Genomic DNA, 16,298 nt, shown 5'->3' with positions numbered 1-16,298 from the left:
GGGTGTACCTCGCCCCACGCAGCGACGGGCAGCGTTTATTGCGGAGAAGTAGAGATTTGAAGTTGCAGGCGGCACGCAGATCGGATCGCAACGCGGCATGGCAGGCTGGCACCCGGGCAGTGACGGTGAGCCGCTGCGGCGCGGCAGTGTTGGCCTTCCTGATGCCGTTAAACCTTCTGAACGCGCAAAGCACGCAGCAGAGTCCGTCCAACGCCTCCGCCGGCAGTACGCAGCAGGGTGCCGCCCCCGCTCCGCAAACGGCGACCCCGCCCAGCCAGGCCGCGCAGCCTGTTCCTGGCCAGCCCGGATCGCCTGCGCCTGGCGCGACCTCCACGCTGAATTCGACCAGCCCGGTCGACCAGGAGCGTGCCCAGCAGGCGCAGGCCAATCAAGAGGCAGCGCAAGCCGTGTCGGCGCTGTACTCGCTTCGCGGCCGCAGGATTGCAGCAATCCGTTTTGAGGGCGTGAATTTTCAGAACGAGGCGGCGGCGCTGCCCGGCCAGCTCGGTTTGAAGTCCGGCGACACGCTCGATCCCGCCAAGGTCCGCGCAGCGACACGCAAGCTCTTTCTGACAGGGCGTTACCGCGACATCCAGGTACGCACGGTGCAGCAGGGCAACAGCCTGGTACTGATCTTTGCCGGTACGCCACGCTACTTCGTGGGGCGGGTTGTCATCGAGGGCGTTAAGTCCGGCCGGCTTGCTTCCATTCTTGAGTACGCCACGCAGCTGCAGCCAGGTCTGCCGTTTGTGCAGAATGACGTTGCCGCCGGCGAACAGGGCATTCGCCAATCACTGGCGCAGAGCGGCTACTATGAGCCACGCATCCAGTCCCGCACGCTTCGGCGCGACGACGGCCATCAGGTCGACATCACCTACAACGTGCTGGTTGGCCGTCGTGCGGTTGTCGGCACCGTCAACATCACCGGTGACCCTGGCCTCTCTCCGGAGAAGTTTCGCGATGTTGCCAAGCTGAACACAAAGAACACTACCCTTAAGTTCTTCCACAGCAACAACCGGGTCACACGCGACACGGTGGGCACGGGGCTGCAGCGGCTTCGCACGTATTACCAGAAGCATGATCGTCTAGAAGCTGCTATCGCTCTGCAGGATTCCAAGTACGCGAAAGATCGTGGACAGTTGGACTACTCGTTCGTCGATCACCAGGGACCCACGGTCAAAGTTGTTATCGAGGGAGCGAAGGTCTCCAAGGCAAGGCAGAAGCAACTGCTGCCGATCTACGAAGAGGGCACTGTCGACCAGGACCTGTTGAACGAGGGCGCCCACAATGTGCGCGAGTACCTGGCACGGCAGGGTTACTTTGACGCCGAGGTCGATCCAAAGGTCAATCCCGAAATCGGCTTGAACAATGAGGTCGCGCCCGACGGTACGCTGCTGCCGCCGCCCAGCAATATCAACCAGGTCGTCTCATTTGACGCAAGGCCCGGCCGCCGCTACAAGGTTGCTGCAGTCAACATCCATGGCAACAAGTACTTCGACACGGAGACCATTCGCGAACGTATCTCCATCGTGAAGGCTGACGCTTTTAACCGCTACGGAAAGTTCTCGCCCGTTCTGCTTTCGAATGACAAAGACTCGATCACCTCGCTCTACCGTGCAAACGGTTTTGAAAAGGTGCAGATCGATGCTAAGGAAACCAAGAGCAACGAGGGCGGCAAATTCGCTTACATCACCATCGATCTGAACATTACAGAAGGCCCTCAGCAAAAATTTGGCAAGATCGGCATCTCTGGAGTCTCGCCCGCACGGCAGCAGGACATGCAGCAGCTGATCACCGCCGAACAGGACCAGCCATTCTCCACCGCGACCCTGGAAAACGACCGTGACAGTGTTTTGCAATCCTACCTTTCCAAAGGCTTCGACCAGGCCCGCGTTGAGGTGAAGCAGACCAAGGAGTCGAACGACGCTTCGCGCACCGACGTGCAATACCTGGTAACGGAAGGTGAGCAGGTCTTCGTGAACCGCGTACTCATCACCGGTCCGGAGAACACAAAACCCAAGCTGATCATCGACCAGCTTCAGCTCAAGGCAGGCGACCCGCTCGATGCATCGGCCCTGGTCGAAATGCAGCGCCGCTATTACGACCTGGCTCTCTTCAGCGAGGCCAACGTCACAATTCAGAATCCCAACGGTCAGATCGATCGCAAGAACGTGCTGGTGCAGTTGACCGAGGCCAAGCGTTGGGATGTCACTTACGGAGCCGGTTTTGAGACCCAACTCTCCACGCCGCAGCCCAACTGCCGGGCACAGGCGTCGCTGGGCGACGGGCGGACCGGCAATAATTGTGGCGGCGCTGCCGGACGGGCCGGCGCATCCTTCCGCGTCTCGGCAGATGTCAGCCGCATCAATCTCTTTGGCTCCGACAAATCGATCACTGTGCATGCCACCTACGGCCTGCTGGAGAGAATTGCAACCGCTACGCTGAATGGGCCGCGATTCTTTGGCAATCCCAACCTGACCGCGCAGATCAGCGGCGGCTACACCAACGTGCAGAACATCTCGACCTTTCAGGCCAGCACACTGCAGGGCTTGTTTCGTGTCACGCAGAAGGTCCCGAAGGCCGACACGTTCCTGTATGACTTTCAGTACCGGCGCGTCAGCGTGAATCAGAACAGCCTGCAGGTTACAGCCAACCTGATCCCGCTGCTCTCACAGCCGGTACGCGTCGGTGGTCCCGGCTTCACCTGGTTCCATGACACCCGAAACCCAACGCCGCTCGATGCCACCAAAGGCATTTACTTGACCTTGTCCGATTTCCTGGCACACTCGGCGTTTGGTTCGCAGACGGACTTCAATCGTCTTGACACCACGTTCGCTACGTACCACTCGTGGGGAACGCTCAAGCGCCGTTACACCTTCGCGCGCGAGACCCGCTTTGGCTTCATACGCGCAACCGGTGCAAACCCCAACGCGGGCGTACCCGGATGCACCGGCGATCTCATCAACACCAACGCGTCCTGCAATGCGGTGCCGCTGCCGGAACGCCTCTACGTGGGTGGCGCGACGTCGCATCGCGGCTTCGGCATCAATGCCGCGGGCCCGCGCGATCTGACGACTGGCTTTCCTGTGGGCGGCAACGCGGTCTTTGTGAACACGCTGGAACTTCGTCTGCCTGCACCCGTGTTGCCGGTCGTCGGCGAGAGCCTCTCGTTCGTCGTTTTTCACGACATGGGTAACAACTTCCTGCACCTCGGGGATGTCTTCCCGTCGTTCAAGAACTTCCATCAGCCGAACGAGAACACCTGCCGGCAGGTCACCGGTTTCACCACCATCGGCACCTGCAATTTCAACTACTGGTCCCACGCCATTGGCCTGGGCGCTCGCTATCACACGCCAGTCGGCCCCGTTCGCCTTGATCTGAGCTATAACCTGAATCCAACCGTGTACCCGATCATCGACGATTATTCCCAGGCACTGCCGAATCACCAGGTGGGCCAGGCGAGCCACATCCAGTTCTTCTTTTCCATCGGGCAGGCATTCTAGTGAAGGCCCTTCACACATCCCGCGTCGCCTGGCTCGGTCCGCTGCTGCTGACCGTTGCGGCATGCCAGGTAACCGTGTTCGCGCAGACAACTGCCGCAACCACTCCTGCGGTGCAGCGGCAGGCTGACGCGAACAAGGCGCCTGCAGAGCGCGGCGACGTCGCCGACAGGCTAGTCGCCGTCGTCAACAACGACATCATCCTGGAAAGCGATGTCGACGAAGAAGAGCGTTTCACCAGGCTTTACCCCTACCGCACCACAAGCGGAGATACGCCCCGTGCTCAGGCACTCACGCGCCTCATTGATCGTGATCTGATACTGCAGCAGATTCGTCAGCCGGCACCTATCGTTGAGAAGGCACAGATCGACTCGGAAGAAACGGACCTGCGCAAAGACTTGCCGGCCTGCCAACATGCGGATTGCCAGAGCGACGCCGGCTGGGCCAGGTTCCTGGCAAGCGCAGGTTTCACTGAGGACGAATTGCGTGCCCGCCTGGAGCAACGCGCAGAGGTCTTGCGCTTCATCGAACAGCGCTTCCGCTCCGGCATTCGCATCACCGACAAGCAGGTGGAAGACTTCTACACCCAAACCATGCTGCCGCAGTACCGCAAGGAGCACGCCACTCCGCCCTCGCTGGAGACGCTGAGCCCGCGCATTGAAGAACTTCTGCTGCAGCAGCAGGTGAGCAAGCTGCTTGACGGATGGCTGAAATCATTGCGAGAGAACGGCAACGTGCGCATCCTGAAGGACGGGGAGGAGATGCCGTAATGCCACCCCTGAATCCTGACCCCGCGCCCGATCAGAACCCATCTCCAAAGCCGAAACCCGAAGCGAAACGGCATCACCGCGTTTTGCGCGTCGTCGCGTGGCTTGTCGGGACAGTTTTCGTGCTGCTGCTCTTGATCGTGGGTGGCCTGGCCATTTACTCCAACACGCAGGATTTTCAGAACCGCGTTCGCTCGACGCTGGTCTCCACGCTGGAAGAGTCCACGGGCGGCAAGGTCGACCTCGCGGCGGTTCACTTCAGCCTTTGGCACCTTGCCATCGAGGCAGACGGCCTCGTCATTCATGGTTTCGAGGGTCCGGGCCAGCCGCCCTATGTGTCCGCGGACCGCATCCTTGTCCGCATTACGCTCAAGAACCTGTTCGCGCATGCCACCAACAGCACCGGCGCCATGAAATACATCACGCTGGCCCTGCTCCATGTCGACAAGCCGCAGGTCCACCTCATCATCAACAAGGACGGCACGACCAACCAGCCCGTTCCCAAGCATCCGAGCACCAGCAACGAACCCGTTCTGGACACACTTCTCGATCTGCAGGCGAGCAAGGTAGAGCTCGCGAATGGCGTCGTCCTGCTCAACGATCGCGCAATTCCATTTGACCTCCTGGCCAACAATCTGGGCGTCAACGTGCACTACATCACGGTCACCGATCACTATGGTTTGTCTATCGACATGGACGACCTTCGGACGCGCATGCAACAGATGCCCGTCGCGCAGAGTCGTCTTCACGTCACAGGTGAGCTTGGCCGTAAGCTCATCGCAATTCAGAACATCACCTTCGATACAGGCAAGAGCTCGCACCTGGACGCGAACGCCCGCATAGAAAACTTCGATAACCCGGTTTGGAACGTGCAGGTCAAAGGCAATCTGGAGGCGCCGCAGATCAGCGTGCTCAGCGGATTTCAAGGGCTGAACGGAGGTACGCTCGGTCTGGACATCGCCGGCCACTCCTGCGCGGTTACGCCGCAGGTTGCGCAACAGAAGCCAAGCTTTTGGCAGCACCGTCACCCGGGCGCAAACCCGGCGAATACGAAGACGCTGCCGCCCAGCCCCGACTGCCCCAAGGGCTACCTGGTTGCGGGCGGAGCCACGTTGCACCAGGTCGGCTACCGCGACCAGTACGTCAACATCTCCGACGTAAACGGCAGAGCCGATGTGCGCGTCACGCCGACCGAACTGCTCTTCAACGCGATCGCGCTTAATCTGCCTGCCGGCGGCGCCATTTCCGGTGACCTGCGCATCAGCAACTGGCTCGGCGAAGTGCCGCCCGATGCCCCCGCGCAGTCCGCCACCGTCGTTGCCGGACAGAAGACAGCCAACGCAACCGCAACCATCGCCAACGCCAAGCCGCCGGCAACGGGTTCGCCGGTGCTCGCGCCGACACAACGCGCTCACGCCTATCTTGATGTGAAGCTTGCGAACATTTCCCTGCGCACCATCAACGAGATCACGGAGCCGCGCCGCTACACCGACCTTGGTTTCGACACCGCCGTGAACGGGCCCGTGCACGTCGAGTGGGGCGGCAACACGAACGACCTTCCAAAGTCGGTCGTCGTTCAGGCCGATCTCCGTCTGGCACCGCAGGGCGTGCGCCGCCGTAGCGCGTCGCAGGATATCCCGGTTAATGGCGTCGTCAAGGCGAACTACCGTGGTCTGGACCAGTTGGTCACGATCGACAGGCTTGAGGCACATACGCCCGCCAGCAATGTGAATGTCACCGGTTCACTTGCGCTGGACCGCTATGTGACGAACTTGAACGTGCAGGCTGACCTGCGCGATCTGAGCGAGTTCGACTCGGTTCTGAACGCCACCGGATATAAGGCAAACGGCAAGCAGGGCAGCGCCGCGCTTCCCGTTGCTCTGCACGGCGATGCGCATTTCCAGGGCACCGTAAAGGGTCCCCTCGCCGACATCGACGTGAAGGGGCACCTGCAGGCAAATCAGCTGCTTGCGCATCTCGGCTCCACGGGCGACGTCGCCATCGATTCCGTCACAGCCGACGCGGAATATTCGTCCGCCGGCGTTACAGTTGCGAGTTCCACCATCAAGCGTGGCACCGCGGTACTGCAGCTTGCAGGCGCCATCCAGCCGCATCGCGTTGTGCGCCGCGGTGTCACCAGTTACGAGTTCGATGATTTCGCCAAAGTCGACGTGACCACGCACCTGAACGATGCACAGATGCACGATGTGCTCGACATTGCAGGCCAGGGCAAGCTGCCCGTGACCGGCGTACTCAACGTCGATGCGCACGTGACCGGCACGCTCGGCAACCTGAACGGTAGCGGCAATATCGCGTTGCGCAACGGCGTCGCCTACGACCAGCCGTTCGATGCGATCACCGCCAACGCCACCGTGCAGGGCCAGAACATTACCGCGACTTCGCTGCAGGTGCGCGCGCAAGGGGTTCAGGTCGATGGCAACGGCAGCTACGACCTGAAATCCAAGCGCGTCAAGGCGCATCTGCAGGGCAACGACATTCGTCTGTCGAACCTGAAGGCCGTGCAACAGGCCAAGTCGCCAGTCGACGGCGTCCTTACCTTCCAGGCCGACGCAGACGGCACCGTCGACGTGCCGAACCTTCGTGCTCATCTGCAGCTCGCAAACGCCACGTATACCGGGAAAGCCATTGGTCAGCTGGTCGCGGACTTGCATAGCGAGCGCGATGTGGTGTACCTGACCGCGAATTCGAACCTGCTGAACACTCCGATCCAGGCGACGGGTCAGCTGCAGCTTGCCGGCGACTACCCCATGCAGGCACATGCGACCTTCTCAAACCTCGACGTCGCGAACGCGCTCAAGCTGACCGGCTCCACTGTCGATGCGACATCGCAGATCAGCGGCGAACTGAATGTGAGCGGACCGGCGAAAAAGCCGTACGCTCTCCAGGGCTCACTTGTCATCAACCCGCTCGCTGTACGCACGCAGGGCCTGGACTTCCACAGCGCGGCGCCGGTACGCGCAACGCTGCAGGGTGGCGTAGCGCGCCTGGAAGAACTGCACATCGTCGGTCCCGACACGGACCTGACTGCCTCGGGTTCCGCGCAGGTCTTCACAGCCGACGGATCTCCCCTGCCGCCAATGGGCGGACGCATCGACGCACACGCGAACGGTAGTGTGAACGTCGCCATAGCCCATCGCTTTAACCCGGAAATTATCGCCTCCGGTCAGATCAATCTCGCCGTGACCGCCACGGGCACCACCGGCAAGCCGGTCCTGGGCGGCAAGGTGACGTTCGCCAACACCAACCTGGCCTACGCCGAGGTGCCGAACGGCCTTTCCAATATGAACGGCACGGCCACTTTCACCGAAAATCGCCTTGTCGTCGATGATCTAACCGCGTACTCCGGCGGCGGACGCATCAAGGTTGGCGGATTCTTCCAGTTCCGCAACGGCTTGTTCGCTGACCTGACGGCGACCGCCACGGCAGTCCGCGTGCGCTACTACGGTGTTTCTGCCACCGCCAACGCGAACATTCACCTGCAGGGTGACGGCAACGGAGCGACGCTGTCCGGAAACGTGCTCATCACGCGCTTTGGTCTGGCGCAGACGTTCGACTTCGGCTCCATCGCTTCCAGCGCGGGCGATGTTGCGCCTCCGCCCGACCCGGATTCGCTGCTTAACAAAATCGGTCTCGATGTACGCGTTCAGTCCTCGCCGTCGCTCGACTTCCAGAACAGCTACGCGCGCATCGCCGGCACCGTCGATCTGTCATTGCGCGGCACGGCAGCTGTTCCCAGCGTGCTGGGTAAAGTAACACTGACTGACGGCTCCGCGACGTTCAACGACACCAAGTATCAGCTTGAACGCGGTCAGATTTATTTCAACAACCCAATTCGCATCGATCCTATCGTCGACATCGACGCGACGGCTCGGGTTGAGAACTACGACGTGATCATCGGCCTGCACGGCACGTCGAAAAATCCGAAGCTGACGTACCGGTCAGAGCCGCCGCTGTCGCAGTCCGACGTCTTCAATCTGCTCGCGTTGGGCCGCACCGCAGAAGAAGCGTCCATCAACTCCCAGCAACTGCAGCAACAGGGCCAGGATCCGACGACCAATGCGCTGCTGGGCGGCGCGCTGAATGCAACCGTCTCCAACCGCGTGAATAAGCTGTTCGGCGGCGCAGGCAAGGTAAAGATCGACCCGGCTTACGTCGGTTCGATCGGCACTTCGTCCGCCCGCATCACGGTTGAGCAGCAGCTCACGCCCAAGATCACCGTGACATTTGCGACCAGTGTGAACGCTTCTCAGCAGCAGTTGATCGCGGCTCAGTACCAGGTGAGCGACAACGTCACAATCGTCGCCAGCCGCGATGAAAATGGCGTGTTCTCCATCGTCTACAAAATCCGTCAGCGCTATCACTGACGCAAACAGCATCTGCTGACACAAAGCCGTGCACCGGAGCGGGCCGGGAGCGGTTTGATGGTCTTCTTACGCGCGACCCACTGACTCGCTCATTTAAGAATCGGCTCAATGTTAAGGGTGATGCGCCGGTTTTGAGAAACGCCCAGCACTGCTCGGGCAAAAGACGTTCTTAGGCGCGCAACGCGTGGGCTCAAATCCGGCTCTATCTCAGATAATGTAGCGCTCGGTCATAGGAGTGCGCGCGCGCAGATGAGGTGGATCATGCGTTTTGTTTTCATTTCGAAACTCGTCGCGATGCTCTCGCTCGGCGCCATGCTTTCGCTGCCCGTCCTGGCGCAGAATAACGACCCCGAAATACAAGCCGACGTGCAGAAAAGCTTGGATTCCAAGCGTTTCAGCGGCATTAGTGCGACCGTGAAAAACGGCATCGTGACCCTGAACGGCTCCGTGGACGTGTACGCGACCAAAGAGGATGCCGAGCACAAAATTCATCACAAAAAAGGCGTTGTCGCGGTCAGCAACCAGATCGTTGTCGGCGGTCCGGCCAGCGAGACTCCGGTTTCGGACATTGAATTGCGAAACAAGCTGGCGGAAAAGCTGTCTTACGATCGCGTCGGCTATGGAACAACCGCCTTTAACAGCTTCACCATCGGCGTGCAGAACGGTGTCGTGACGCTTGGCGGTGTCGCGTACGGACCGACGGACAAGGACTCTGCTCTGTCGCTGGTGGCACATTATCCGGGCGTGCGCGACGTGGTCGACAATATCGAGGTTGCGCCGCTTTCTCCGAACGATGATCGGATCCGCCTTGCTGCCGCGCGCGCGATCTATGGCTTTCCATCGCTGAACAAATACGCGATCGACCCGGCGAAGCCGATTCGCATCACGGTGGTGAACGGAAATATCACGTTGACTGGCGTCGTCGACAATCAGGCTGATCGGGATGCTGCGGGCATCCGCGCGAATGGCGTTGCCGGCGCGTTCAAGGTGACCAACGATTTGCAGGTGGTGAACAGTGCCGGGCGGGAACGGTAGGTGGCTCACACCGCCCCTGCTTTGTAAATTCCTGTCGTACAAACATTTAGCTTTTTATATTCCTCTAAGTCCATGTGTGATTGGAACGAGGTGCACGTTTTGGCAGGGATGAGTTACGCAAGAACGAGTTCCTGTGCAGCGGTAAGTTACAGCAGACATCGAGTCCATCGCCGTTCGTAGACCAGGTTCTAAAGACCCCGCATAGACTGGAGACATGGGCACGCTAACCGCCGTCGCGCGCAACACACGCGTGACGCTCGAGATGATCAAGTGGGAGCACTCGGTATTTGCGCTGCCCTTTGCGCTGACCGGGGCGGTGCTCGCGGCCGACGGCATTCCCGCCTGGCGGACCCTTTTGCTGATCGTCATCTGCATGGTCAGCGCGCGCACTGCGGCGATGGCGTTCAATCGTCTGGTCGACGCGGAGATCGATCGAATCAATCCACGCACGGCCATGCGCGCGATCCCAGCCGGTCTGCTTTCACGAGGGTTCGTGGCGGCATTCACGCTCGTCAGCAGTGCGGTCTTCCTGCTCGCGGCGGGGCTGCTGAATCGCCTGACGCTGCTGTTGTCGCCGCTCGCACTCGGCATTGTGCTGGCCTACAGCTACATGAAGCGCGTGACCCGGTGGTCGCACCTGGTGCTGGGCGTGGCGCTTGGCATTGCGCCCTCCGCAGCCTGGATTGCGGTGCGCGGTTCGCTGGACTGGCGCATCGTCGTGCTGACGATTGCGGTGTTGCTATGGGTTGCCGGCTTCGACGTGCTCTACGCGTGCCAGGATTTCGAGCACGATTGCGCGAATGGGTTGAACAGCATTCCGCAGGCATTCGGCCTGCGCGGAGCGTTTCGGATCGCCCGGGGCATGCACGTGGTACTGTTCGTGCTGCTGCTCTGGATGCTGCGGCTGTTTCACCTGCACAGCATCGCTTTGGCTGGTGTACTAGTCGCCGGTGCGCTGCTGGTATACGAGCATTCGATCATCTCGCCGGCCGACATCAGGCGCATGAATGCCTCGTTCTTTACCCTGAACGGAATCATCTCCGCCGTATATTTCCTGGCGACCGCAGCCGATGTGCTTCTGTTCCGAATGCGCTAACGGCGTGGGAATGCTCTTGCTTTTGCTTGCGGGCATCGCGATTGTCTGATCACCGGTGACATTGGGCCGGCTTGCATCCGTACTGAATCCAGCAGAACGGCCTGCCTTTCCTGAGGCAGGCCGTTCACGTGGGTGGAATCCGATGCTGTGATTCGTTACGGTTACACGCGGTCGTTGGTGTGCTTCGCGTCGTGCTCGGCTTTGAAGTTGTCGATCTTGGCGTTCATGGTGTCTTTAAAGTGTTCGCTGCCGCTCACGATGCGGTCCCGCAGGCTACCGGTGCCGGACTCGAGATGGCCGTCGGCGCGTCCGGCCTCGTAGGAGGTTTCTGCGCGCGCATTGCTGGCGTGTGTTGCAGCGGAGTCCTTGGCATTGCCGACCGCGTCCTTGGCATTGCCCCAGGTTTCGGTCGCGGCGCCTTTCACGCGATCCTCCGCTCCGGCGTTCGACAGGTTTTGGCTGCCAACCGCCTCCCCAACCGCTTCTTCGGCTTTGCCGAATACACTTTGCGTTTTGCCTTTGATCTCGTCGAAGTTCATTGGTGTTCTCCCTCGCGGCCCTGCGGCCGCGCTTACGGCAAGAAAGCCGCTCAATGAGCGGCTTTCTAACATCTGTCAGGTTCCGTCACGCCACTACAGTGCGCGGCGGCCACTCAACAGGTTGAAAATCAGCACGATTACTGCCAAGACCAGCAGGATGTGAACCCAAGCTCCTAGTGCGGGGAAGCCTATGAGCCCGACCAACCACAGAACTACCAGCACGATGGTAATTGTCCAAAGCATCGTCTTTCTCCTGATGCCCTGAACGCTTCCGCCAGGGCCGTGATTCGCGGCCTTGCAGCCACATCAACATCTGTTGCCACGTACACTGCGGAGGTTGCCATTCGGGGAATTGCTTTGTGTATTTCTTTGGTGTACATCATGCGCCTGAGAGGACGTGTTCGCCGCTGGGAGATCGGCCGGTCCACCCCTTCACATCGGTGCGCAAAAAACCAGGCCGCTGCCGGTTGAGCTCACGTTCACCGCAACATGCGGTCAAGACGGACACCTGCCTACAAGGTGGTTTGAGAGGAAATACAGTGCGGGTAGCGATTCAGGGCGAGTTGGGCTCGAACAGCCATCTGGCGGTGCAAGAGCTCGTTGGCGAAGAGGAGTTGGTTCCGTGCAGTTTATCGGCGGAGGTGTTTGAGCGTCTGGAGGACGGTTCTGCGGATGCCGCAGTGTTGCCCATTGAGAACTCACTCCACGGGGCAGTGGCCGACCACTATGATCTGCTGCTGGACCATGCGGTGACGATTGTGGCGGAAACATCGCTGCGCATCCGGCATGCGCTCATTGCCGCGGCCGCCCTGCCGATAGAGCAAGTGGAACGCGTTTTCTCTCATCCGGTGGCACTGTCCCAGTGCCGCCGCTTTTTTTTGACTCATCCCCAGTGCCGCGCGGTTCCGGCGTATGACACGGCAGGCAGCGTGAAGATGGTGTTGGCGAGTGGCGACGCGGCGGAGGCGGCGATCGCGGCGCCGTATGCGGCGGAGGTGTACGGCGGAACCATCCTGGCGCGGGACCTGGAGGACGATCCGCAAAACTTCACACGATTTCTGCTGCTGTACCCGAAAACGGGTGCGCCGGCGGCCGCGTTGGGTCCGGAGGTGGCGTTGAAGGTAAGCGTGGCGTTTTCTATCGCGCACCGGCCTGGATCGCTGGTGCACACGCTTTCGCTGCTGGCGGCACAAGGTGCGGACCTGACGCGCATCGAATCGCGTCCCGTACCGGGCCGGCCGTGGGAGTATGTCTTTTTTGTAGATCTGCGGATGGAACGGGCCGGGGGCGTGGATGGGTTGCTGCGTGCGTTGGAACGGGAGTGCCATTTTGTGAAGGAACTCGGACGATATGCCTCAAATCGCCCGGAAGGTGCTGCGGGCACTGGACCGGGAGGCGTCTGACAGACTGACTTGGATCGCGCTTCGAGCCACGCTTTGCGCCATGAGTTGAGGGAGGGCGGTGCGAATGCGAGTCGGCTTTGCAGTTTGAGGTGCTCACCTGGCGGGGTATGAGGCCGATTAGGGTGAGTGAATCCAGAGGTTATGTTGACACATCCTATGTGGGAATATTTGACAGAGGTTCGCTCACATGCCGAATGATTTTTTAAGCGTCATCCAGCCCAACGCCGGCCACGACCAGGGCAAGCCGACCAGCCAGCGCGCGTTGCCGGTTCTGCCGGTCCGTGAAACCGTGCTGTTTCCGCATGCGGTGATGCCGCTGACGGTCGGGCGGGAGAGTTCGATTCAACTGATTCAATCGCTCGGCGACGAGCGGACGATCCTGGTGGTGGCCCAGCGCGATGCCCGGCAGGACATGCCGGACGCGGCGGACCTGCACCAAACGGGCACGATCGCGACCATTCACAAGGTTGTGAAGATGCCAAACCAGTCGCTGTTTGTCTTTACGGAAGGCATGGAGCGGGCGCGCCTGGGTGAGTTTGAGCAGAGCACCCCGTTTCTGACGGCGACGTACGAGCGCTGGCCGGATACGGATGCGGCGCAGTCGCCGGAATTGGAAGCGCTGCAGCGCAATGTGGTGTCGCAGTTTCAGCAGATTGTGACGGCTTCGCCGACGCTGTCCGACGACCTGCAGACCATCGCGCTCAACATTGACGAGCCGGGACGGCTGGCGGACTTTGTGGCGTCGTCCTTGCCGTTTCTGACCACGGCGGACAAGCAGGAGTTGCTGGAAACGCCGGACATCACGGCCCGGCTGGAACGGCTGAACCGGCACCTGGTAAAGGAACTGGAGGTGCAGCAACTGCGCTCCAAAATCCAGAACGAGGTGCAGGACGCGGTGCAGCAGTCGCAGCGCGAGTACTACCTGCGCGAGCAGATGAAGGCGATCAGCAAGGAATTGGGCGAGGGCGACGAGGGCAACAAAGACGTTGAGGAGTTGCGCGCCAAGATCGAAGCCGCGGGCATGCCCGAAGAAACTAAAAAGGAAGCACTGAAGGAGCTGAACCGGCTGCAGCGCATGAATCCGGCGCAGCCCGACTATGGCATGACACGCAATTACGTGGAGTGGCTGGCCGTGCTGCCATGGGCCAAGTCAAGCGGCGGCGAGGTCGATATCAGGAAGGCCGAGGAGTGCCTGAACGAGGATCACTACGGCCTGCAAAAAGTGAAAGACCGCATCCTTGACTACCTTTCCGTGCGGCGCCTGAAGCCGGACATGAAGGGACCGATCCTGTGCTTTGTCGGACCTCCGGGCGTGGGCAAGACGTCCTTGGGCAAGTCGATCGCGCGGGCGCTGGGACGCAAATTTGCCCGTATTTCGCTGGGCGGCATGCACGACGAGGCTGAGATTCGCGGGCACCGGCGCACGTACATTGGCGCGATGCCGGGGCAGATTGTGCAGAACCTGAAGCGGGTGGAGACGAACGACCCGGTGTTCATGCTGGACGAGATCGACAAACTGGGACGGGATTTCCGGGGCGATCCGGCGGCGGCGCTGCTGGAAACACTGGATCCGGCCCAGAACGGGACGTTTCGCGACAACTACCTGGACCAGCCGTTCGACTTGTCGAAGGTGCTTTTCATCTGCACCGCGAACCAGCTAGATCCGATTCCGGCGCCGCTGCTGGACCGCATGGAGATCATAGAACTCACCGGCTACACCGAAGAAGAAAAGGTCAACATTGCGGAGCGGTACCTGGTGCCGCGGCAGGTGAAGGAGAACGGCATCGAGCCGGAGGGTTTCAAGGGCGAGGGGACAGGCAACCGGGAACAGGCGACAGGGACGCAGCCGGTCACGACGGATACGGCGACGGCTGCGGTGAGCGACGATCGTGGCGACCTGTTGAGCGGGGATGCGGCAATCTCGCATTCCACCGCGGAGGCGACCGCGGCCGTGCCGGAATCGAACAAGCCGGAGGTCCCATTAGGCGAGCCGCGAATTGTATTTCCACGAGAGTCACTGGGGATCATCGCGCGGCACTACACGCGTGAGGCGGGCGTTCGCAAGCTGGAGCAGTTGGTGGGCACGGTGTGCCGCAAGCAGGCGCGGCGTATCGCCGAGGGCAAGACCGAGCCGCTGACGGTAACAGATGAGGTGATCCATCAATTCCTTGGCGGGTACAAGGTTCGCGTGGACACCGAAATCGCCGAGCGCACGAAGCGGAGTGGCGTGGCGGTCGGGCTGGCCTGGACCCCGGTGGGCGGCGATGTCCTGTTCATCGAAGCGAACCGGATGAAGGGCAAAGGCAACTTCCAGATCACGGGCCAGATTGGCGACGTGATGAAGGAGAGCATGCAGGCGGCGCTGACGTGGGTGCGGTCGAATGCGAACTCGCTGGGCCTGGACGAAGACGTGCTGAAGGACATCGACCTGCACCTGCACGTGCCGGCTGGTGCGATTCCGAAGGACGGGCCTTCGGCGGGGGTGACGATGGCGACGGCGATCGTTTCGCTGCTGACAAACCGGGCGGTGCGTCCGCTGCTGGCGATGACGGGAGAGATCACGCTGAGCGGCAATGTGCTGCCGGTGGGTGGCATCAAGGAGAAGTTCCTCGCGGCCAAGCGCGCCGGGGTTCGCGATGTGATCCTGCCGATCGATGTGAAGCCGAACGTAGAGGAAGATCTGACCGCTGACCAGACCGAGGGTGTGACGATCCACTACGCGACGCGCATTGAGGACGTGTTGGCGGTGGCGCTGCCGCATACGCTGCGGGAGGAGCAACAGGCCGAGCAGGTGCGTGAGGAGTTGTTGACAGCGGCGTAAGAGGTGAGCAAAAGGGAGCAAGGCAAGGCCGGAGCGTTTGCTTCGGCCTTTGTCGTGTGCCGTCGCGGATGTCTCGCCAACCCGTGCGCTGCCGATTGCCTCCTAAATGGTGCAGGGAGGATCTATGGCAACGAAATAGGCAAGTAAAAGCGCGAAGAAGACCCCGACCAAGAGCTCGCTAAGGGCAGCGCATAAGACGGCTGCAAAAGGTGCGCCGACGAGCATGCCGAAGGAAGGACGCAACCCGCAGGGCGGATTGACGAAGGCAGGGCGCGATTTTTTCGCAAAGCGCGACGGCTCGCACCTGAAGCCGGGCGTGACGGGCAAGGCGGACACGCCGGAGAAGATGCTGCGCAAGGGATCGTTTCTGGTGCGCACGTTTACGCATCCGCGTGGGCCGATGATTGATCCCAAAGGAGAGCCGACGCGGCTGGCGCTAAGCGCGCATGCGTGGGGCGAGAAGGTGCCGAAGTCCATCAGTGAGGCGCATATGCTGGCGGCGAAGGGCCACCAGCTGCTGTCGAAGTATCACGCCGCGCAGGAGAAGCAAGGCGCGAGTAAGCAAGGCGCGAGTAAGAAAAGCGCAGCGAAGAAGGCGCCTGCGAAGGCTTCCGCAGCGAAGAAAAATGCGGCGAAGAAGAGTGCGCGCTGAGAACCTTTGGTGGAGTGTTCTATTTCGGCAGTCGCAAGTATCCAAGAACGAAATAAAAAGGCGGACAGCTTGTGGGCTGTCCGCTTTTTGATTTTGCTAC

The 16,298-nt window shown here is 60.9% G+C and carries 10 protein-coding genes; 8 read left to right on the top strand and 2 right to left on the bottom strand.

All coding sequences use genetic code 11. The annotated features are described in order from the left end of the window. Positions 1-56: 56 nt before the first annotated feature. From ACOFKT_RS09495 to ACOFKT_RS09475, 5 genes are all read left to right on the top strand, one after another. Positions 57-3,503: a POTRA domain-containing protein gene (locus ACOFKT_RS09495; RefSeq protein WP_419803750.1), complete on the top strand. Its 3,447-nt coding sequence runs from the start codon at positions 57-59 to the stop codon at positions 3,501-3,503. Further along, complete coding sequence (locus tag ACOFKT_RS09490) at positions 3,503-4,270, top strand: peptidylprolyl isomerase (protein ID WP_419803749.1); 768 nt, start codon at positions 3,503-3,505, stop codon at positions 4,268-4,270. The genes ACOFKT_RS09495 and ACOFKT_RS09490 overlap by 1 nt, the downstream gene beginning before the upstream one ends. Further along, entirely contained in the window at positions 4,270-8,652 is a 4,383-nt protein-coding gene (locus ACOFKT_RS09485; RefSeq protein WP_419803748.1) for a translocation/assembly module TamB domain-containing protein, read from the top strand. The genes ACOFKT_RS09490 and ACOFKT_RS09485 overlap by 1 nt, the downstream gene beginning before the upstream one ends. 261 nt (positions 8,653-8,913) lie before the next feature. After that, the gene (locus ACOFKT_RS09480; protein ID WP_419803747.1) at positions 8,914-9,687 is read left to right on the top strand and encodes a BON domain-containing protein; all 774 of its coding nucleotides are present in this window, start codon (positions 8,914-8,916) and stop codon (positions 9,685-9,687) included. Between the two features lie 214 nt (positions 9,688-9,901). Then, a complete protein-coding gene (locus ACOFKT_RS09475; RefSeq protein ID WP_419803746.1) occupies positions 9,902-10,783 on the top strand; it encodes a UbiA-like polyprenyltransferase in 882 nt (293 codons plus the stop codon). A gap of 161 nt (positions 10,784-10,944) precedes the next feature. Here ACOFKT_RS09475 and ACOFKT_RS09470 read toward each other — a convergent pair whose 3' ends face one another. Then, positions 10,945-11,322 carry a CsbD family protein gene (locus ACOFKT_RS09470; protein ID WP_419803745.1) on the bottom strand — a complete coding sequence of 126 codons (378 nt, stop codon included), beginning with the start codon at positions 11,320-11,322 and terminating at the stop codon, positions 10,945-10,947. Positions 11,323-11,415: 93 nt separating this feature from the next. Further along, on the bottom strand, positions 11,416-11,565 hold the full coding sequence (locus ACOFKT_RS09465; RefSeq protein WP_419803744.1) for a lmo0937 family membrane protein: 150 nt from the start codon (positions 11,563-11,565) through the stop codon (positions 11,416-11,418). Between the two features lie 296 nt (positions 11,566-11,861). On the opposite strand from ACOFKT_RS09465, the gene ACOFKT_RS09460 reads away from it, so the two are divergent. From ACOFKT_RS09460 to ACOFKT_RS09450, 3 genes are all read left to right on the top strand, one after another. Beyond that, positions 11,862-12,725: a prephenate dehydratase gene (locus ACOFKT_RS09460; protein WP_419803743.1), complete on the top strand. Its 864-nt coding sequence runs from the start codon at positions 11,862-11,864 to the stop codon at positions 12,723-12,725. Between the two features lie 187 nt (positions 12,726-12,912). Beyond that, on the top strand, positions 12,913-15,546 hold the full coding sequence (gene lon, locus ACOFKT_RS09455; RefSeq protein ID WP_419803742.1) for an endopeptidase La: 2,634 nt from the start codon (positions 12,913-12,915) through the stop codon (positions 15,544-15,546). A gap of 223 nt (positions 15,547-15,769) precedes the next feature. Continuing rightward, positions 15,770-16,198, top strand: coding sequence for a DUF6321 domain-containing protein (locus ACOFKT_RS09450; RefSeq protein WP_419803741.1), 429 nt, complete (start codon positions 15,770-15,772; stop codon positions 16,196-16,198). Positions 16,199-16,298: the final 100 nt, after the last annotated feature.

Origin of the sequence: Terriglobus sp. (assembly GCF_965201105.1) — a bacterium.
GTDB lineage: Bacteria > Acidobacteriota > Terriglobia > Terriglobales > Acidobacteriaceae > Terriglobus.
The sequence above is the reverse complement of the archived record's forward strand: the minus strand, read 5'-3'. Positions and strand labels throughout refer to the sequence as shown.

Coding starts and splice junctions, on each gene's coding strand:
- ACOFKT_RS09485 (WP_419803748.1), top strand. CDS start 4,270: ATGCCACCCCTGAATCCTGACCCCGCGCCCGATCAGAACCCATCTCCA.
- ACOFKT_RS09480 (WP_419803747.1), top strand. CDS start 8,914: ATGCGTTTTGTTTTCATTTCGAAACTCGTCGCGATGCTCTCGCTCGGC.
- ACOFKT_RS09475 (WP_419803746.1), top strand. CDS start 9,902: ATGGGCACGCTAACCGCCGTCGCGCGCAACACACGCGTGACGCTCGAG.
- ACOFKT_RS09470 (WP_419803745.1), bottom strand. CDS start 11,322: ATGAACTTCGACGAGATCAAAGGCAAAACGCAAAGTGTATTCGGCAAA.
- ACOFKT_RS09465 (WP_419803744.1), bottom strand. CDS start 11,565: ATGCTTTGGACAATTACCATCGTGCTGGTAGTTCTGTGGTTGGTCGGG.
- lon (WP_419803742.1), top strand. CDS start 12,913: ATGCCGAATGATTTTTTAAGCGTCATCCAGCCCAACGCCGGCCACGAC.
- ACOFKT_RS09450 (WP_419803741.1), top strand. CDS start 15,770: ATGCCGAAGGAAGGACGCAACCCGCAGGGCGGATTGACGAAGGCAGGG.